Source organism: Formosa agariphila KMM 3901 (genome assembly GCF_000723205.1).
GTDB classification, from domain to species: Bacteria; Bacteroidota; Bacteroidia; order Flavobacteriales; family Flavobacteriaceae; genus Formosa; species Formosa agariphila.
Window position 1 is genome coordinate 1,287,714 of record NZ_HG315671.1, and the last position, 16,433, is coordinate 1,304,146.

At 32.9% G+C, this 16,433-nt stretch carries 20 protein-coding genes; 7 read left to right on the forward strand and 13 right to left on the reverse strand.

What is annotated here, in order from left to right; all coding sequences use genetic code 11:
* Positions 1–10 precede the first annotated feature (10 nt).
* Complete coding sequence (gene gldI, locus BN863_RS05385; RefSeq protein ID WP_038528255.1) at positions 11–550, reverse strand: gliding motility-associated peptidyl-prolyl isomerase GldI; 540 nt, start codon at positions 548–550, stop codon at positions 11–13.
* Entirely contained in the window at positions 547–1,563 is a 1,017-nt protein-coding gene (locus tag BN863_RS05390; protein ID WP_038528258.1) for a DHH family phosphoesterase, read from the reverse strand. The genes gldI and BN863_RS05390 overlap by 4 nt, the downstream gene beginning before the upstream one ends.
* An 87-nt stretch (positions 1,564–1,650) precedes the next feature.
* Here BN863_RS05390 and BN863_RS05395 point away from each other — a divergent pair, with 87 nt between their 5' ends.
* The 5 genes from BN863_RS05395 to BN863_RS05415 all read left to right on the forward strand — a co-directional run bounded on the left by BN863_RS05395 (position 1,651) and on the right by BN863_RS05415 (position 5,046).
* Positions 1,651–2,070: a nucleoside-diphosphate kinase gene (locus tag BN863_RS05395; protein ID WP_038533221.1), complete on the forward strand. Its 420-nt coding sequence runs from the start codon at positions 1,651–1,653 to the stop codon at positions 2,068–2,070.
* A 108-nt stretch (positions 2,071–2,178) separates the two neighbouring features.
* Complete coding sequence (locus BN863_RS05400) at positions 2,179–2,721, forward strand: hypothetical protein (RefSeq protein ID WP_038528260.1); 543 nt, start codon at positions 2,179–2,181, stop codon at positions 2,719–2,721.
* Entirely contained in the window at positions 2,718–3,563 is an 846-nt protein-coding gene (locus BN863_RS05405; RefSeq protein WP_038528263.1) for an ABC transporter ATP-binding protein, read from the forward strand. The genes BN863_RS05400 and BN863_RS05405 overlap by 4 nt, the downstream gene beginning before the upstream one ends.
* 8 nt (positions 3,564–3,571) lie before the next feature.
* A complete protein-coding gene (locus BN863_RS05410; protein ID WP_038528266.1) occupies positions 3,572–4,402 on the forward strand; it encodes an ABC transporter permease in 831 nt (276 codons plus the stop codon).
* A complete protein-coding gene (locus BN863_RS05415) occupies positions 4,399–5,046 on the forward strand; it encodes a hypothetical protein (protein WP_038528269.1) in 648 nt (215 codons plus the stop codon). The genes BN863_RS05410 and BN863_RS05415 overlap by 4 nt, the downstream gene beginning before the upstream one ends.
* Here the strand turns inward: BN863_RS05415 and BN863_RS05420 are convergent.
* The 5 genes from BN863_RS05420 to BN863_RS05440 form a co-directional block, all read right to left on the reverse strand.
* A complete protein-coding gene (locus BN863_RS05420; RefSeq protein WP_038528271.1) occupies positions 5,041–5,511 on the reverse strand; it encodes a hypothetical protein in 471 nt (156 codons plus the stop codon). The two genes, BN863_RS05415 and BN863_RS05420, sit on opposite strands and share 6 nt — an antisense overlap.
* Positions 5,511–5,786, reverse strand: a complete 276-nt coding sequence (locus BN863_RS05425) for a DUF202 domain-containing protein (RefSeq protein ID WP_038528274.1) — start codon at positions 5,784–5,786, stop codon at positions 5,511–5,513. Before BN863_RS05425 ends, BN863_RS05420 begins: the two co-directional genes overlap by 1 nt.
* Before the next feature lie 151 nt (positions 5,787–5,937).
* Positions 5,938–6,783 carry an OmpA/MotB family protein gene (locus BN863_RS05430; protein ID WP_038533224.1) on the reverse strand — a complete coding sequence of 282 codons (846 nt, stop codon included), beginning with the start codon at positions 6,781–6,783 and terminating at the stop codon, positions 5,938–5,940.
* A gap of 89 nt (positions 6,784–6,872) precedes the next feature.
* Positions 6,873–7,859, reverse strand: a complete 987-nt coding sequence (locus BN863_RS05435; RefSeq protein ID WP_038528277.1) for a glycosyltransferase family 2 protein — start codon at positions 7,857–7,859, stop codon at positions 6,873–6,875.
* 6 nt (positions 7,860–7,865) lie between these two features.
* Entirely contained in the window at positions 7,866–8,312 is a 447-nt protein-coding gene (locus BN863_RS05440; RefSeq protein ID WP_038528280.1) for a type I restriction enzyme HsdR N-terminal domain-containing protein, read from the reverse strand.
* 92 nt (positions 8,313–8,404) lie between these two features.
* Here BN863_RS05440 and holA point away from each other — a divergent pair, with 92 nt between their 5' ends.
* Positions 8,405–9,409 carry a DNA polymerase III subunit delta gene (gene holA / locus BN863_RS05445; protein WP_038528283.1) on the forward strand — a complete coding sequence of 335 codons (1,005 nt, stop codon included), beginning with the start codon at positions 8,405–8,407 and terminating at the stop codon, positions 9,407–9,409.
* A gap of 32 nt (positions 9,410–9,441) precedes the next feature.
* On the opposite strand, the gene lnt is transcribed toward holA, so the two are convergent.
* Both lnt and BN863_RS05455 read right to left on the reverse strand, forming a co-directional pair.
* The gene (gene lnt, locus BN863_RS05450) at positions 9,442–11,037 is read right to left on the reverse strand and encodes an apolipoprotein N-acyltransferase (RefSeq protein ID WP_038528286.1); all 1,596 of its coding nucleotides are present in this window, start codon (positions 11,035–11,037) and stop codon (positions 9,442–9,444) included.
* Positions 11,038–11,079: 42 nt separating this feature from the next.
* On the reverse strand, positions 11,080–12,153 hold the full coding sequence (locus tag BN863_RS05455) for a putative type IX sorting system protein PorV2 (RefSeq protein ID WP_084817478.1): 1,074 nt from the start codon (positions 12,151–12,153) through the stop codon (positions 11,080–11,082).
* A 212-nt stretch (positions 12,154–12,365) separates the two neighbouring features.
* On the opposite strand from BN863_RS05455, the gene BN863_RS05460 reads away from it, so the two are divergent.
* Positions 12,366–13,130 (forward strand): CDP-alcohol phosphatidyltransferase family protein, encoded by a 765-nt coding sequence (locus BN863_RS05460; protein ID WP_394331992.1) that lies wholly within the window; start codon positions 12,366–12,368, stop codon positions 13,128–13,130.
* A 290-nt stretch (positions 13,131–13,420) separates the two neighbouring features.
* On the opposite strand, the gene lptB is transcribed toward BN863_RS05460, so the two are convergent.
* The 4 genes from lptB to BN863_RS05480 form a co-directional block, all read right to left on the reverse strand.
* Positions 13,421–14,161 (reverse strand): LPS export ABC transporter ATP-binding protein, encoded by a 741-nt coding sequence (gene lptB / locus BN863_RS05465; protein ID WP_038528291.1) that lies wholly within the window; start codon positions 14,159–14,161, stop codon positions 13,421–13,423.
* Positions 14,162–14,255: 94 nt separating this feature from the next.
* Complete coding sequence (locus tag BN863_RS05470) at positions 14,256–14,606, reverse strand: carboxymuconolactone decarboxylase family protein (protein ID WP_038528294.1); 351 nt, start codon at positions 14,604–14,606, stop codon at positions 14,256–14,258.
* A complete protein-coding gene (tatC, locus tag BN863_RS05475; protein WP_038528297.1) occupies positions 14,596–15,438 on the reverse strand; it encodes a twin-arginine translocase subunit TatC in 843 nt (280 codons plus the stop codon). The genes BN863_RS05470 and tatC overlap by 11 nt, the downstream gene beginning before the upstream one ends.
* Complete coding sequence (locus BN863_RS05480) at positions 15,438–16,406, reverse strand: KpsF/GutQ family sugar-phosphate isomerase (protein WP_038528300.1); 969 nt, start codon at positions 16,404–16,406, stop codon at positions 15,438–15,440. The genes tatC and BN863_RS05480 overlap by 1 nt, the downstream gene beginning before the upstream one ends.
* Positions 16,407–16,433: the final 27 nt, after the last annotated feature.

Below are 16,433 nucleotides of genomic sequence, written 5' to 3' on the forward strand. Positions count from 1 at the left end.
TTGTGTAATCTTAATTTTCTGTTATTGAATGAATGGTAACTCTGCAAATTAGCGGAGTATTTGTGTTAATTTTATTTTGATCTCCGTAATAGCCATAGGCAATTGCCGAGGGAAATAAGAAGGTTGCTGTTTCTCCTGCTTTCATTAATTTAAGACCTTCACGTAATCCGGTAAACAGTTCTTGTTTATCCATTATATATGTGTCGGGTTTGGTTTCGGCATTGGTGTAAACCATATCTCCGTTTATGGTTTTAACATTGTAATCGAAATTTACAACATCTCCAAAATCGGGTTTTGGTAAAGTGTCAGAATCTTTCTTAATATTATACGTATACCAGAATCCATTTTGAGAGCGTAAGTAATCTTGCTCTGGATCTGCATCCATGATCTCTTGGAAACGTATTTTTTCGTTTTCATATAATTGAATGTTTCGTTCTATAGATGCATCTACAAACGAACCACTTTTTACAGATATTGGTCGTCTGGCTTCTGGGGACTTGCAGCTTATAATACTGAAAATTACCAAACAACATAAACCTAGTTTTATCATGAGGTTAGTTCATTTTTATGGCTTGGTAAGATACTAATAAATTTCTCAATGGTTTCATCTAAACTTAAATCACTTTTACCGCCTGCTGCATTGGTGTGTCCGCCACCTTCAAAATACTGTCTAGAAAATTCATTAACAGAAAAATCGCCTTTAGATCTTAAAGATATTTTAATGATGTTTTCTTTCTTGTGTTCAATAAAAATGGCTGCAAAAATAATATTATTTAAAGAAAGTCCATAGTTTACAAAGCCTTCAGTATCTCCTTTTTTAAAATCAAATTGATTTAATTCGTCCTGAGATAATGTAATATAGGCTGTTCGTAATTCAGGAATTACTTTTAAATTTTTTAAAGCACAACCTAAAAGTTGTAGTCTTGCATAACTATTGGTGTCGTAAATCGCATTATGAATTTCGGCATTTTTAGCACCGTGTTCCATTAACTTTCCAATAATATAGTGGGTTTTACTTGTTGTAGAAGCAAATCTAAACGAGCCGGTGTCTGTCATGATTCCCGTATATAAACAGGTTGCTATATCTGCTGTAACTCTGTTTTCATGAGCTAGCATCTCGATAAAGCGGTAGACCATTTCGCATGTAGAACTCATACGTACATCAGAAAACATAAACTTCGCATAGTTGTCTGGTTGCTGGTGGTGATCTATCATAATTTTAATAGCTTCACTTGTACCAATTTTATCTCCCATATCTCCAACACGGTGTAACGCATTAAAGTCTAGGGTAAAAATAAGATCTGCTTTTTGTAATAAAATTTCGCAACGTTCGGTTTCAGATTCATACTTTAAAACCGTTTCATCTCCTGGTAACCACTTTAAAAAGTCGGGATAATCGTTAGGAGCCATAACTAGAGCATCGTGATTAAATCCTTTTAGATAATGGTATAATGCTAGGGTAGAGCCCATAGCATCGCCATCTGGATTTTTGTGTGGTACTATAATAATCTGTTTAGGCGTACTTAAAAGCGCTTGTATTTGGTTGATTTCTGATGTTGTCATAAGAGGCGAAGATACAATTTTTTAATATGTGATTATATGGTATTTTCTAAGAAATACATTACTTTTGGCCTAAATTTAAAAATACAAATGGCAACAAATAGAACATTTACCATGCTTAAGCCAGATGCGGTTGAAAACGGACACATTGGCGCAATTTTAGAAAAAATCAACGCTTCAGGATTTAGAATCGTTGCATTAAAATTAACGCAAATGACAACTGCAGACGCTCAAGAATTTTATGCAATTCATAACGAGAGACCTTTCTTCGCAGATTTAGTTGAATTCATGACACGTGGACCAATCATTGCTGCAATCTTAGAAAAAGAAAATGCTGTTGAAGATTTTAGAACGCTTATTGGTTCTACAAACCCTGCTGAAGCTGCAGAAGGAACAATTCGTAAGTTATTTGCTGCTTCAATCGGTGAAAATGCTGTTCACGGTAGCGATAGCGATGAAAATGCTGCTATTGAAAGTGCATTCCATTTTTCTGGAAGAGAACAATTTTAATTCAATATTGTTATAATATATAGAGAAGCCTGTAATTTTTTACAGGCTTTTGTTTTTTAATCACTTTTAAAGTTTGAATCTTTTTAAAGATTTATTTAATTTGCTTCTATGGAATTGCTGAGTTTACCAAAACAGCCTAGTGCATTTGTTTCTTACTTTAGGGTAGGTAAACTGTTATATTATTCTCTTTTTCTATTTATATTAGAATCTTGGATTTATTGGATACAATTAAAAGCATCCTTTTTACAAAGTAATATATGGATTCAAGGCTTTTGGATTTGGTGTTTCCTGTTCTCTTTCGTTCATATTTTTTTAGTGATTATGGATGGCTGGTCGCGTTATCAGAATTATAAACGAGCAAAAGATCAGTTTTTCGAATACGGGTTTAGAAAACGTATAGCCGCAAATTATATCGTTTCAAAATGCCAACGTGAAGCCGCTCTAGTGGCAGCAAGCGAATTAGGAATTAAAGAAAAGGTTGCAAATTATTATGAAGAACACGGTGTAAAATGGTTTCATTATGTGCCTTATTTCATGGTAAAAGATCCTTTGTTTTTAATTAGAAAAGCATTTTGGTCGCGTACTTTTCTAGAACGGTCGTATACGGCAAAATTCGACTTTAAGAAACTTCAACCCGAATTAACTTCATGATATTATCGGCAACAGATTTATGTAAATCGTACGGAAAATTACAAGTTTTAAAATCTGTAAGCATTCAGTGTAAAGCAGGAGAAATCTGTGGTGTATTAGGTGCTAACGGCGCTGGAAAAACAACGCTCTTTAAAATTATTTTGGGATTGGTAAAACCGAATTCAGGTACGGTTAATTTAGAAGCCCAAGGTATAAAGCCTATTGGCGGAATTATTGAAAAACCTGCCCTTTACGAGTATTTAAACGCCTACGATAATCTGAATTTATTCTGTAAAATTCAAGGTTTAAAAGTATCTAAAGGCGATATTCTAAACCGATTATTACAAGTTGGTTTACCTATAGATAGAACAGATCCAGTTCGGAATTTTTCAATGGGAATGAAGCAACGTTTAGGTATTTCCATAGCATTGCTTAATAATCCCAAATGTTTGGTTCTAGACGAGCCGTTCTCTGGATTAGACCCATTAGGGATTTCAGCCTTGAGAAAATTAATTATCGATTTAGCTGAAAAGGAACAGTTAGCCATTCTAATTTCTTCTCATATTATTGAAGAGCTTAGTAAAATTTGCAACACCATGTATGTGATGAAGCAAGGTGAAATTATTAAATCGGGCTTAGCACAAGATATTATTCTCGAAAATACTACGAGTTTTAGTTTTAGTGCTCCGAATATTAAATTGTCTGAAGCGTTAAAACATTACGATGTTATGTATAAAGGTGAAATTGCTCATGTTACCATAACCACTAATCAAGTCCCAAAACTTATTCAGGAATTAGCTGACGAACAGATTTTTATTACGTCTTGCGTGCCAGAATTAGATATGGATAAATTGTTTCAATAACTCTAAGCATGCTGGCATTAATTTCAACAGAATTTTATAAACTTTTCAAACAAAGTAAAACTTACTATGCGCTTGCTGCGCTCTTTATTATTGAAGCCGTGGTATTAGTAAGTGCGTATTTTCAGGGTACAAATATTATAGATATTCTTCTCGATAATTTAAAGCAAACCTTTTATTTTGAAGGAACTTTGCTTAACGGGAATCTGTTAGTGTATCTTATTTTAAATACGTTATGGTTTCATTTGCCTTTAATTTTAATGATTATTGTTTCGGGAACTTTAACGTCTGAATATAAAGATAGAACCTTGCAGGCGGTGATGTTGCAACCCATTAGTAAATGGAAATTTATTGCTAGTAAATATATCGTGGCCATCATTTTTACACTAATAGTTGTGTTTTTTGTAGCGCTATCGGCGTTTGTATTGTCGTATGGTATTTTTGGTAAAGGCGATTTAATCGTGTATTTAAATGCATTAAATTTCTTTGAACAAGCCGATGCCTTTTACCGTTTAAAATGGGCATTTGTGTCTGGTGCGTTTTCTATGGTATTCTTTTCGGTGGTCAGTTTAACCATAGCCGTATTTTTTAAGGAAGCCACAAAAACATGGATTGTTTCAGCTTTCTTTTTAATTCTTTCTAATATTTTACTGAAAGTCGATTTTGGTGTAGATTGGTTTAATATATTGTTTTTTGCCAAGTTAAACGATACCTGGCAGTACTTTTTTTATAATATAATTCATTGGGATGCCATAATTCATAACACATTGGTTTTAACCTTATATATTGGATTAATAATGTGGTTAGGGATTTATGTGTTTAACAAAAAAGATATAGGATGATACGATTTTTACTTTTGTTTTTATGTGTTTCTAGTGTGTTTGCACAAGAGATTGATGCCGATTTATTAGCTATTAAAACGCGTATGGATGCTATTGAGGCCTTTACGGTAGATATAGAATTGGATGTAGATGTGAGTTTTATTAACATGCCGACTAAGCATGCCAAAATGATATACGCCAAAGATAAACGCGCAGAATTTGAGTCGGATGATTTTGTAATGATTCCTAAACGTGGTTTAGATTTTTCGCTTCAACAATTGTTTGAATATCCTTTTATAACGGTTAATCGTGGTGAAGAGACAAAAAATGGCATAACATATAAACTTATAAATGTTATTCCTACAGATAAGCGTGCAGATTTTTCTATTGCAACTCTCTATTTAGATACCAAACGTGTACGTATAGCTGAATCTGAAATAAATACGAAGAAAAACGGGACTTATAATTTAATGTTTCATTTTGAAGATGAGCAGAAGCTATTACCAGAACAAGTAGATGTGAGTTTTGAAATTGAACGTGTTAAAATTCCCCTGAATTATATGGGGAAAGATACATCTATCGATAGAAAACAAATGAAAGAAGATGGTATGAAAACGGGTAAAATTACTTTAAAGATGACTAATTATAATCTTCAATCTCTATAGGTTTTCAAGTTCTAATTCGTAATCGTATTGTAAATCTTCGTGTAAAGTAGCTATGCTTTTTTTAATACTAGCAACCTGTCTGTCGTACAAATTAGTAAGCGTCACATTTCGTGTAATCGATGGTCTAAAGGCCTTCAACTCGGAACAGAAAAATAAGAGTAATTCTACTTCGGTTTCTTTCTTTCCAGAATATCTCGCGTAGATTTTAAGTTGCCTTAATATTTTGCGGACACTCTTTTTAATGTAATGAAAACTATTGGTGTTTATGGTTGTAAATTGCTCTGCTATTTCAACTTTTATATGATCTATATAATCGGCTTCGTTATGAGATTCGAATAATAAATAGGTGAGGAGCTCCTTGTTTTCTTTCTTGAATTTGGATAAACGTAAGCACAATGCTACAAGTTCTTCCTGTGTTTGATCTTGTAATTCTACTTTTAATTGTCTAACTGTTGCTGCTTTCATTAGACATTATAATGTTTTCGAATTATACTTCTCACTTTTAACAATCTAAAAATTCCGATACCCAATACAATCGGTGCCATTATTACTAATACAACCCCAAACCATTCTACTTTTTCAAACATATGCATTTTTATAATGGTTAATCCCGTTCCTAAAAACACCATAAATGTTCTGAAATATGCTAGAAAAGTCCGTTCGTTTGCAAGTTTTGTACGCTCTATGGCAAGCCAATCTCGAGTTATAAGAGCAGGAGGAACAGAGTTTTTATTTATCATAGGTAATAAAATATTTAGGTTGATTACTATAATTAAAGTTTGAAAATAAAGATAGTCAAAGCTAAACTTCTATTTTAATTTTTAAAAAGATATGCTATAAAAAAAGCTCAATCTTTCGATTGAGCTTTTTAATATTTGAGATGAAGATGAATTATTGTTTATCAGCTTCAACCATACTTTTCATTTCCTTTTCAACCATTTCGTAGAATTGGTCAATTTTAGGAAGTACAACAATACGAGTACGTCTGTTAGTCGCTCTGTTTTCTGCGGTATCATTATCTACTAATGGTACATAGTGGCTACGACCAGCTGCGATTAATTGCGCAGGATTAACACTCATGTCTTGTAATACTCTTACAACAGATGTAGCACGTTTAACACTTAAATCCCAGTTGTCTTCAAGAATTCCACCTTTTTTGTAAGGTACGTTATCTGTGTGTCCTTCAACCATAGCTTCAAAGTTTGGTTTACTATTTATTACTTTAGCAACTTTAGCTAAAACATCTTTAGCTTTATCTGTTACGATGTAGCTACCGCTTTTAAATAATAATTTGTCTGCAATAGAGATAAATACAACACCCTTTTCTACATTAATTTCAATGTCTGGATCGTCGATACCAACTGCTTTCTTTAAACTTGTAACAACAGCTAAAGTAACACTATCTTTTCTTGTTAAAGCATCTTGTAATCTTGTGATCTTAAGATCTTTCTCTTTCATGCTTTCTAAAGATTTCTCTAAGTTTTCAGCACCTTTTTGAGTTAGTGTTGTTAAGTTACCTTTAGTGTCAATTAAATCTGTTATCTGATCTTTTAACGCTTCTGCTCTAGCAGTCGCTGCAGCATTCTCTGTTAAACAGCTATTCAATTTTACAGTTGCCGAATTTAATAAATCCTGAGTTTCTTTTTGCTTAGATTCTAAGGCAGCATATTCTTTTTTAGATACACATGATGATAATAGGAGTAAAGCAGCTACACTGCTTAAAATGAGTTTCTTCATAATAATTCTTAAATTACATTTAAACATATCAAAAATATGAAAAAAAAGATGTTAAATTAGTGTTTAACAAAACTTTTACTAACTATTTTTCAATTCGATGTACTTTTTTTGTTTTTAACAAAATAAGACCAAACAATAGACTTTACACTGAAGTAATTAGCTTGCTGAATCAAGGTTTTACGTTGTTTTAATACTTTTGATAATTGACTATAAAAACTAAAATGTGCACGAATTATTGCGTAGAAATGATTGAATTTTAGAGATACCAAAAACTTAATTCCTGCAACACCATCTAAAAGCATTCTAACGAGGATAATACCGAGTAAATTTCCGCCAGCATTTTTAACTAAAGTGAATAAACTATTCCTAAAATTTAAATAGGTTTTCTTCGGGTTTGAAGTATTTAAAGTGGCGCCTCCTAGATGGTATACAATAGAATCTGGAACACATTTTATTTTGTAGCCTAAATTTTTAGCACGCCAACATAAATCGATTTCTTCCATATGTGCAAAAAAATCGTTGTCTAAGCCGTTTGCCTTTTTAAATACATCAGATTTTATAAATAAACAGGCACCACTTGCCCAATCAATTTCTACACTAGTATTGTATTGTCCATGGTCTTGTTCTAAAGTGTCGAAAATACGTCCACGACAAAACGGATAACCATACTTATCTATAAATCCGCCAGCCGCTCCTGCATATTCAAAATACGATTTGTTCTTGTAATCTAAAATCTTAGGCTGGATGATAGCGGTTTTATCATCTGCATTAAAAGCCGCTTTAATAGGTTCTAGCCAATTTGGAGTTACTTCTATATCGCTATTTAATAAGCAATATACATCTGCGGGAATATGTTTTAATCCGTCGTTATAGCCTTTTGCGTAGCCACCATTTTCTGAATTTAAAATTATATGTACCGAAGGGAATTTACGCTTTAAGACGATTATAGAATCGTCTGTAGATGCATTATCAATAACATAAATATCGGCACCTTCAGAATTTAAAATAACAGAAGGTAGAAACTGTTCTAGTAACTGTTGTCCATTCCAATTTAATATAGCAATAGCAATTTTCATAATCTGTTAGGCGTTATAATTAGGAATGTCTTGAAGGAAATTATATTGTTCAGATTCGAAATCCATCTGACAATAATAATGATTTAACCCGTTTGTTACCATTAAATAGGTGGCGTTAAGCGTTAAATTATAACTTGCAATTTGGTCGAACGTGGTTTGTGTAATATTAATTTTTGGTGCTTTACATTCTACAATAACATGTATGCTGCCATCGGGATTAAAAATAACGATATCGTAGCGTTTGCGTAACTTGTTTACAATTAATTCCTTTTCAACATTAATTAACGATTTGGGATAACCTTTTACCTGCATTAAATAGTGTACACAATGTTGTCGTACCCATTCTTCGGGCTGAAGAATCACAAATTTTTTACGGATATCATCAAAAATAGAAATTTTATTTTCGCTACTTTTGAATCGAAATGAAAACTTCGGAAAGTTAAGTTCTTGCATTGCTAGGTCTTGAATTTTCAAAGGTAGATTTCAAAATTCAAAAACCAAATTCCAAAGACGTATTTTTGGAATAATCCTATATAGTTTACAGTTTGGACGAGATTAAACAATTAGTTGCCGATATAAAGCAAAAGAATTTAAAACCGATTTATCTATTAATGGGAGAAGAGACCTATTATATAGATAAGCTTTCCGATTATATTGAAGACAATGTACTGACAGAAGAAGAGCGCGGTTTTAATCTAATGGTATTGTATGGTCGCGATGTAACTGTCGAAGATATTGTTGGGCATGCCAAACGGTATCCAATGATGGCAGAATATCAGGTGATAATAGTTAAAGAAGCACAAGATTTATCGCGCACCATTGAAAAATTAGCTGAATATGCTAAAAATCCGCAACCTTCTACAATTTTAGTGCTGAATTATAAATATAAATCTGCCGATAAGCGTAAAGCGCTTTATAAAACAATTAAAAAGTCCGGAGTAGTTTTCGAGAGTAAAAAACTGTACGAAAATCAGGTGGCCGATTGGATTCGTCGAACGCTATCTCCAAAATCGTATTCCATTACGCCTAAAGCGGCTCAAATGCTAGTAGAGTTCTTAGGAAATAATTTAAGTAAAATTAATAATGAGTTAGAGAAGCTTCAGATTATTTTACCAAAAGAAACTCAAATTACTCCAGAGCATATTGAAGAAAATATTGGGATTAGTAAAGATTATAATAATTTTGAGTTACGAAAAGCTATAGGAGCTAGAGATGTGGTGAAAGCGCAGCGTATTGTAAAGTATTTTGCCGAAAACCCTAAAGATAATCCAATGGTGGTTACAGTCTCTTTAGTGTTTAGTTTCTTTTCTCAGTTATTACAAATTCACGGATTATCGGATAAGAATCCTAGAAGTGTGGCTTCAGCAGTTAAAATAAACCCTTATTTTGTAGATGAATATTTAGTTGCTGTGAGAAATTACCCAATGAAAAAGGTGAGTGCAAATATTTCTATCTTACGTGAATTTGATGTGAAAAGCAAGGGAATTGGGTCTAATGCAGTGCCACAGGGCGATTTATTAAAAGAGCTTTTAGTACATTTAATGTTTTAAGTAAACTTATTTAGAAATAGATAATTTGAGCGTTATACCCGATCTCTTCTAAAAAAGGTAATTACAAATAACCCAAGAGCAAGAAACATACTTATTCTAGCAATATAATCGCCTGCTTGTACATAAAAAGTAATGTTTGTATTTACAGGAATACGGGCTTTTAAACTTCCTTGTTCTTCGTAAGCCAAGGTTTTTATGATATCTCCTTTCGGACTTATAAATGCAGAAATTCCGGTGTTCGCACTTCTAGCAATTGCACGACGTGTTTCTATAGCACGAAGTCTAGCATAACTTAAATGTTGTTTGTGTCCTTGAGTATTGCCCCACCACGCATCATTTGTCATTATAGCTAAAACATTTGCGCCTTCACGTACATAACCCGTAACATATTCACCATACACAGATTCGTAACAAATTACAGGAGCAACTTTATATTCTGAATTTTTTAACTTGAAAGCTGAACGCTCTTTTTGGGTTGTTTTCATGGCTACAGTACCACCTAAGTCTAACATGGCATCTCCAATAATAGGCTTTAAGATACTTTGATATGGGAAGTTTTCTACACCAACAACCAACTTCGATTTATGATAAATTAAAGGTTCTTTATCGGCATTTATAAAAGCGGCCGAATTGTAATAATCTACCCAAAGTTTATCGTTATATTGATTTGAAGTTGGTAGAATATCTGCTTTATTAGTATGTTTTTGATAGAATTGTAAACCAAGTAAATAATTTAAATTAGGATAGTTATATACGAAGCTTTTTGCTTGAAAAAACTCACTACTACTATTAAATCGAGGTAAATTAACACCGTAATTTTCGGCTAAAACGGTTTCTGGAGACACTAAAAGATTCGTGTTTTCTGTAATATTCTCTTCAGCTAACTGTATTAATAACTCACCAACTCTTTTATTAGTTGCATTATACTTTTCGCTATAAGGGTCAATGTTAGGTTGTAAAACTACAGCTTCAATGGTGTCTTCTTCTGGAGTGTAGGTGTAATAACGGACTATAGAAAATACTATTGGTAAGCAAATTAGTAAAGTAGTTTGTATCGCGGCACGTTTTAAGATGCTATTTTCTTTAAATTTAAAGAAGGTTAAAAGCGCTTTAAACAGGATGCCATTAACCAGCCACACCCAAAGTGTACCACCAAAAGCACCTGTAAATTCGTACCATTGAATCCATTTAGGATACTCAGAAAAAGCATTTCCTAAATTTAACCAAGGCCAAGAAAATTCCCAATTTAAGTGGAGTTTTTCAAAACAAATCCAAAGTGTAATTAAAAATAAAAGAGATTTGTTTATAGTTGTACGTTTAGCAACGGCTTGATAAATTAGAATGAGAAGAGCCATGAGTAAACTGTTTACTAAAATGGCAAAACATGCTCCAAACATATCGGCATATTGTAACCAGTTTGTAGTAATAAAATTCCAAATAAAGAAAGCTAAATAAGACAACGCAAATAAGCGCCAACCTTTATATTTTATGGTTTGCTGTTCTTTAATGTCGTGCGCAACATAAAGCAGGGGAATAAAAGCTACAAATAATAAAACAGGAAAACCGTAAGTGGGCCAGCCAAAGGCTAATAATAATCCTGTTGCTAAGGCTAATAAGAGGTGTTTCAAAGTGTTTAAACTAAATTTATAAGGACAGATTCATCCTATTAATTAGTGTCTAAAGATACTAAAATCCAATTTCAAAGAAAACACATTCGAGTATAAAGCTACACTTTGGTCGCCAATATCTGTAAACGCATAATCGACTTGTATGCCTTGATATTTAAAACCAACACCTAAACTGGGTTGAAAGCTTACTTGTTCTGTATTATCGATTTGTAATTCATTTTGAAAGTTTCCCATACCGCCGCGTAAGTAAACCATATCTAAATAACCGAATTCAAATCCGAATGACGGATTAATACTCACAAAAGATGTTGAAATAATATCATTGTTTTCAGCAAAACGCATTTGTAAATCTATTGCAGCTTCTAACGAATAGTCGTAATTAAAATTAAAGGTTTTAGAAACGCCTAATTGTAATTTAGGAATTGTGATTTCTGTAGTTTCAGGTAATTCCTGATTTTCCCCTCCAATTGCATTTTGTATGGTTTCGAACTTGTCTTCATCAATTTGCCATGCATTAAAAGTAGTTGTAATATCTCTGGCCATTAAACCAAAATTCCAAGACTCTGTTTCGTATTGTATACCAAGATCTAAACCAAATCCCCAAGAATTAGCAAAATCCCCAATAATTCTTCGAATTACCTTAGCATTTACACCATAACTAAAGCCTTCTGCAAAAACAGGTTGTCTAGAGTAGGAGAATGTTACGCCATAATCGGCGGTAGAAAACAGTTCAATTCTATCGTAGTTAATATTTCCGTCATCATCGATTAATTGTGTGGTGTCTAAAATATCATCTACTCCAAATCGAATTAAAGAAATTCCCATTGCACTTCTGTCGTCTATAGGCATAGCAAAAGCTGCATAATCGTAATTTGCAATGTTTGCAAAATAACTGGAGTGCATTAACGCCAACTGATTATCTTCTAAATGGATTAATCCAGCAGGATTCCAATACCCCGAATTAACATCGGCAGATTGGGCGGTAACGGCGTGACTCATACCTAGAGCGGCGGCGTCGACTCCAATATTCATAAATTCATTAGAATATTTTCTAGTTGTTTGGCTAAAAACCGAAACACTTACTAATACGAATAGGGTAGTGAAAAATATTCTCAACGTTAATTTTTTTACAAATATGCAGATAATTTAATTGGCTTAAAAACTTTATTTTTGCCTTTGTAAAAAGATAAAATGTAGTTAGTACTTAGCATTGCACTTATGCTAACTTAGTATTTAACTTAAAATATAACGGCTTATTGTGTTATTTTTTTAAATGGTCTTATCTTACACCCTAAATCTTTACTATTTTTACATAAACACATTACTGTATGTTGATTAAAAATTATGTGCCAAATGCACTGACGTTATTAAATTTATTTTGTGGTTGTATTGCCGTAATATTTGCAACCCACAATCATTTTATTGTCGCTGCTGCTTTTGTGTTTGCAGGTATATTCTTTGATTTTTTCGATGGATTTGCTGCACGAAAACTTGGCGTATCTTCAGAATTAGGATTACAGTTAGATTCTTTAGCAGATATGGTAACCAGTGGGGTTGTACCGGGTATTGTAATGTATAAATTATTGAGCTTTAGTATTGAGAAACCAGAATTATCTACAGACGAAGGTTCTTGGAATGCGTTTTTTAGTGGCGATGCTATTATGCCTTCTTTCTTACCTCTAATTGGTTTTTTTATTACCTTATCTTCTGCATATCGTTTAGCAAAATTTAATTTAGACGAAGAGCAACAAGATTATTTTAAAGGACTACCAACACCGGCAAATACGTTGTTAATTATTTCATTGCCGTTAATTATGGAATTGCAGCAAAACGATATGATGAATGCCATAATTATGAATCAAGGATTTTTAATTGCGCTAACTATTACTAGTACTTTTTTATTGAACGCGCCAATAGCATTATTTGCCTTAAAGTTTAAATCTTGGGACTTTAAGCCGAATGCCATTCGCTATATCTTTCTTATAATTTGTGTCTTGCTCCTGATTTCTTTAAAGTTTGCAGCAATCCCAATAATTATACTTGTATATGTTGCGATGTCTATGTTAGATGTGGTAATGAAGGGGAGTTATTAAACGTTAACTAATTAGCACAAAAATCTTTAATATAGCTGTAATTTTATAAAATGTATGTACTATTTGATGCTTTCTAAGTGATTCTTGTATTCCTACGAGCTTAAAATAGAATCATTGTAATCTATAACTCTCATTTGTAGATTTAGATAGTAATTTTACTACCGATGTTTAACTTGTTATAGTCTAGAAAAGACCATACTCAAATTGCGGATACTGCAGTTTATTATCAATTAAAATAGCTTATAAATTGACTCTTAATACTAAAGTTGTATGTAGAACAGGTGTAAGAATTAAAAATCCAACTTCTTTTTACGAAGCTCGAAATTCTGACCTAAATACACTTTACGAACCATTTCGTCTTCGGCAAGTTCTTCAGGTTTACCAGCTTTTAAAATTCCACCTTCAAACATTAAATAGGTACGGTCTGTAATCGCTAAGGTTTCTTGTACGTTGTGGTCTGTAATTAATATACCAATGTTCTTTTTAGTAAGTTGGGCCACAATACGCTGAATATCTTCTACAGCTACAGGGTCTACTCCGGCAAACGGTTCGTCTAATAAAATAAAATTAGGATCGGTAGCAAGTGCTCGTGCAATTTCAGTACGTCTACGTTCTCCACCAGATAATAAATCGCCTCGGTTTTTACGAATGTGTCCCAAACTGAATTCTTCAATAAGCGATTCCATTTTCATGAGCTGCTCTTTTTTGCTCAATTTAGTAAGTTGTAATACGCTTAAAATATTATCTTCAATACTTAATTTTCTAAATACTGAAGCTTCTTGAGCTAAATACCCAATACCGTGTTGTGCACGTTTGTACATAGGGTATTTCGTGATTTCTTTATCTTCTAAATATATAGTTCCACCGTTAGGTTTTACTAAGCCAACAATCATGTAAAAAGATGTGGTTTTTCCGGCACCGTTTGGACCAAGTAGGCCCACGATTTCCCCTTGATTAACCTCTAAAGAGACATCTTTTACAACTTTTCGCCCATTATAGGACTTCATTAAATGTTCAGCTTTTAGTTTCACGTTGTGGTTTTTTTATATTCTGATATTATAAAAACAGAAGTGCTAAAATACTAAAATCATAGCACTTTCTGTTAGCGATTGTTTTTACTTTAATTTAGGCTTCTGTAGCTTCTAATTCATCCCAAAACTCGTACGCTCGTCTTAAATGAGGAATAACTATTGTACCACCAACAAGGGTTGCGATACTTAAAGCTTCAACAACTTCTGCGCGAGTTAATCCAGATTTGTAAGCCGTTTCTAAATGGTATTTTACACAGTCGTCGCAACGTAAAACAGTAGATGCAACAAGACCTAAAAGTTCTTTTGTTTTTACATCTAAAGCACCAGCTTGAAATGCATTAGTATCTAAATTAAAGATGCGTTTAATAATTTTATTATCATCGCTCAAAATGCGGTCGTTCATTTTGGCTCTATAGTCGTTAAACTCGGTTATTTTATCTGACATTTTTTACAGCTTTAGATTTTTTACGTTCTTTTCTAGTTACAAATTTGGCAATATAAATACTCACTTCGTATAAAATAAGTACAGGAATAGCAACAATAACTTGACTAGCAATATCTGGAGGTGTAATTACAGCCGAAACTATAAGTACAATAACCATGGCTATTTTTCTGTATTTTCTAAGGAATTCAGGAGTAATAATACCGCCTTTTGCAAGGAAATATATAATTATTGGGAGTTCAAATATAATACCACATGCAATTACAGAAGAGCGAATTAAACTGATGTAACTACTTAAATCGAAATCGTTATGTACTTTTTCACTAACCTGATATGTTCCTAAGAAATTAATGGATAATGGGCAAATAACATAGTATCCAAAAAGAACTCCTAAAAAGAATAAGAATGATGAAATAAAGATAAATCCTCTAGAGTTTCTGCGTTCGCTGGCATGCATTCCAGGGCTAATAAATCGCCATAATTCATAAAGAATATAAGGAAATGAAATAATAAAACCAGCGGTTATAGCAGTCCAAATATGGGCAGAAAATTGTCCAGCCATAGTTCTACTTTGTATTTTAAAAGCCGCTTCGTTAAAACAGAAACTATCGTCTAACCCTAAGTAGTTAGACACTTTACATAAAATATCGTACGTAAAAAAGCTTGGTCTTGTAGGTCCAAATAAAATGGTGTCGAAAATAAAGCTTTTAGCTAGAAAGGCAAATGTAGCAGCAATCATTACCGATAATGTTGCTCGAATTAAATGCCATCTTAAGTCTTCAAGATGATCTAAAAACGACATCTCGTTAACATTCTTTTTATTCTTTTGCGCCATTATATAATACCTTCTTTTATTAAATCGTGAATATGAACTACGCCAGCGTATGTTCCGTCATCTTTGCAAACAAGAAGCTGAGAAATATCGTTAGTTTCCATAATTTCTAAGGCTTTTATAGCCATGGCATTTTCATTAATAGTCTTAGGCATTTGTCCCATAATGTCTTTCGCTTTTAGACTAATAAAATTATCTGTTTTTGTAAGCATGCGTCTTAAGTCACCATCTGTAATAATTCCTACCACCTTATGATCTTCAACTACTGCAGTAACACCTAGCATGTTTTTAGAGATATTTATAATAACCTCTTTAATATTAGTATCTGGATGGACTTCAGGTTTATTGTTTTCATTAGAAATATCGAAAACTCGTAAATATAACTTTTTCCCTAGAGCTCCTCCAGGATGATATTTTGCAAAATCTCCACTTGAAAATCCGCGTAATTCTAGAAGACATACAGCTAAAGCATCTCCCATAACTAATTGGGCAGTTGTACTCGTAGTAGGTGCTAAGTTTAACGGACAAGCTTCTTTCTCCACAAAAGTGTTTAAAAAGTAATCGCAATGTTGTCCTAAAAATGAAGATTCATTCCCAGTAATAGCAATTATTTTGTTGTTAGAACTTTGAATTAATGGTATTAAGACTTTTATTTCAGGTGTATTTCCACTTTTAGAAATACAAATAACAACATCGTCTTTTAATATTAAACCTAAATCGCCATGAATTGCTTCGGCGGCATGCATAAAAATTGCAGGAGTTCCAGTCGAATTTAATGTAGCTACAATCTTATTTCCAATAATAGCACTTTTCCCTATACCTGTTATAATTACACGGCCTTTTGAATTGTAAATAAGGTTAACAGCATTAACAAAATTGTCATTTATATAAGACTTCAAATTCAAGATAGCTTGACCTTCCAACTCAAATACTTGATTTGCAGAGTTGATGATGGCATGATGTTTATTCAAAATTTAATATTTTTTTAGGTTGACTCT

What these genes read in the sequence shown, in the direction of transcription:
- BN863_RS05435 (WP_038528277.1), bottom strand. Translation starts at nt 7,859, where the DNA reads ATGAAAATTGCTATTGCTATATTAAATTGGAATGGACAACAGTTACTA.
- BN863_RS05415 (WP_038528269.1), top strand. Translation starts at nt 4,399, where the DNA reads ATGATACGATTTTTACTTTTGTTTTTATGTGTTTCTAGTGTGTTTGCA.
- tatC (WP_038528297.1), bottom strand. Translation starts at nt 15,438, where the DNA reads ATGGCGCAAAAGAATAAAAAGAATGTTAACGAGATGTCGTTTTTAGAT.
- BN863_RS05410 (WP_038528266.1), top strand. Translation starts at nt 3,572, where the DNA reads ATGCTGGCATTAATTTCAACAGAATTTTATAAACTTTTCAAACAAAGT.
- BN863_RS05430 (WP_038533224.1), bottom strand. Translation starts at nt 6,783, where the DNA reads ATGAAGAAACTCATTTTAAGCAGTGTAGCTGCTTTACTCCTATTATCA.
- BN863_RS05405 (WP_038528263.1), top strand. Translation starts at nt 2,718, where the DNA reads ATGATATTATCGGCAACAGATTTATGTAAATCGTACGGAAAATTACAA.
- BN863_RS05390 (WP_038528258.1), bottom strand. Translation starts at nt 1,563, where the DNA reads ATGACAACATCAGAAATCAACCAAATACAAGCGCTTTTAAGTACGCCT.
- gldI (WP_038528255.1), bottom strand. Translation starts at nt 550, where the DNA reads ATGATAAAACTAGGTTTATGTTGTTTGGTAATTTTCAGTATTATAAGC.
- BN863_RS05400 (WP_038528260.1), top strand. Translation starts at nt 2,179, where the DNA reads ATGGAATTGCTGAGTTTACCAAAACAGCCTAGTGCATTTGTTTCTTAC.
- BN863_RS05470 (WP_038528294.1), bottom strand. Translation starts at nt 14,606, where the DNA reads ATGTCAGATAAAATAACCGAGTTTAACGACTATAGAGCCAAAATGAAC.
- BN863_RS05440 (WP_038528280.1), bottom strand. Translation starts at nt 8,312, where the DNA reads ATGCAAGAACTTAACTTTCCGAAGTTTTCATTTCGATTCAAAAGTAGC.
- BN863_RS05425 (WP_038528274.1), bottom strand. Translation starts at nt 5,786, where the DNA reads ATGATAAATAAAAACTCTGTTCCTCCTGCTCTTATAACTCGAGATTGG.
- BN863_RS05395 (WP_038533221.1), top strand. Translation starts at nt 1,651, where the DNA reads ATGGCAACAAATAGAACATTTACCATGCTTAAGCCAGATGCGGTTGAA.
- BN863_RS05420 (WP_038528271.1), bottom strand. Translation starts at nt 5,511, where the DNA reads ATGAAAGCAGCAACAGTTAGACAATTAAAAGTAGAATTACAAGATCAA.
- BN863_RS05460 (WP_394331992.1), top strand. Translation starts at nt 12,366, where the DNA reads ATGTTGATTAAAAATTATGTGCCAAATGCACTGACGTTATTAAATTTA.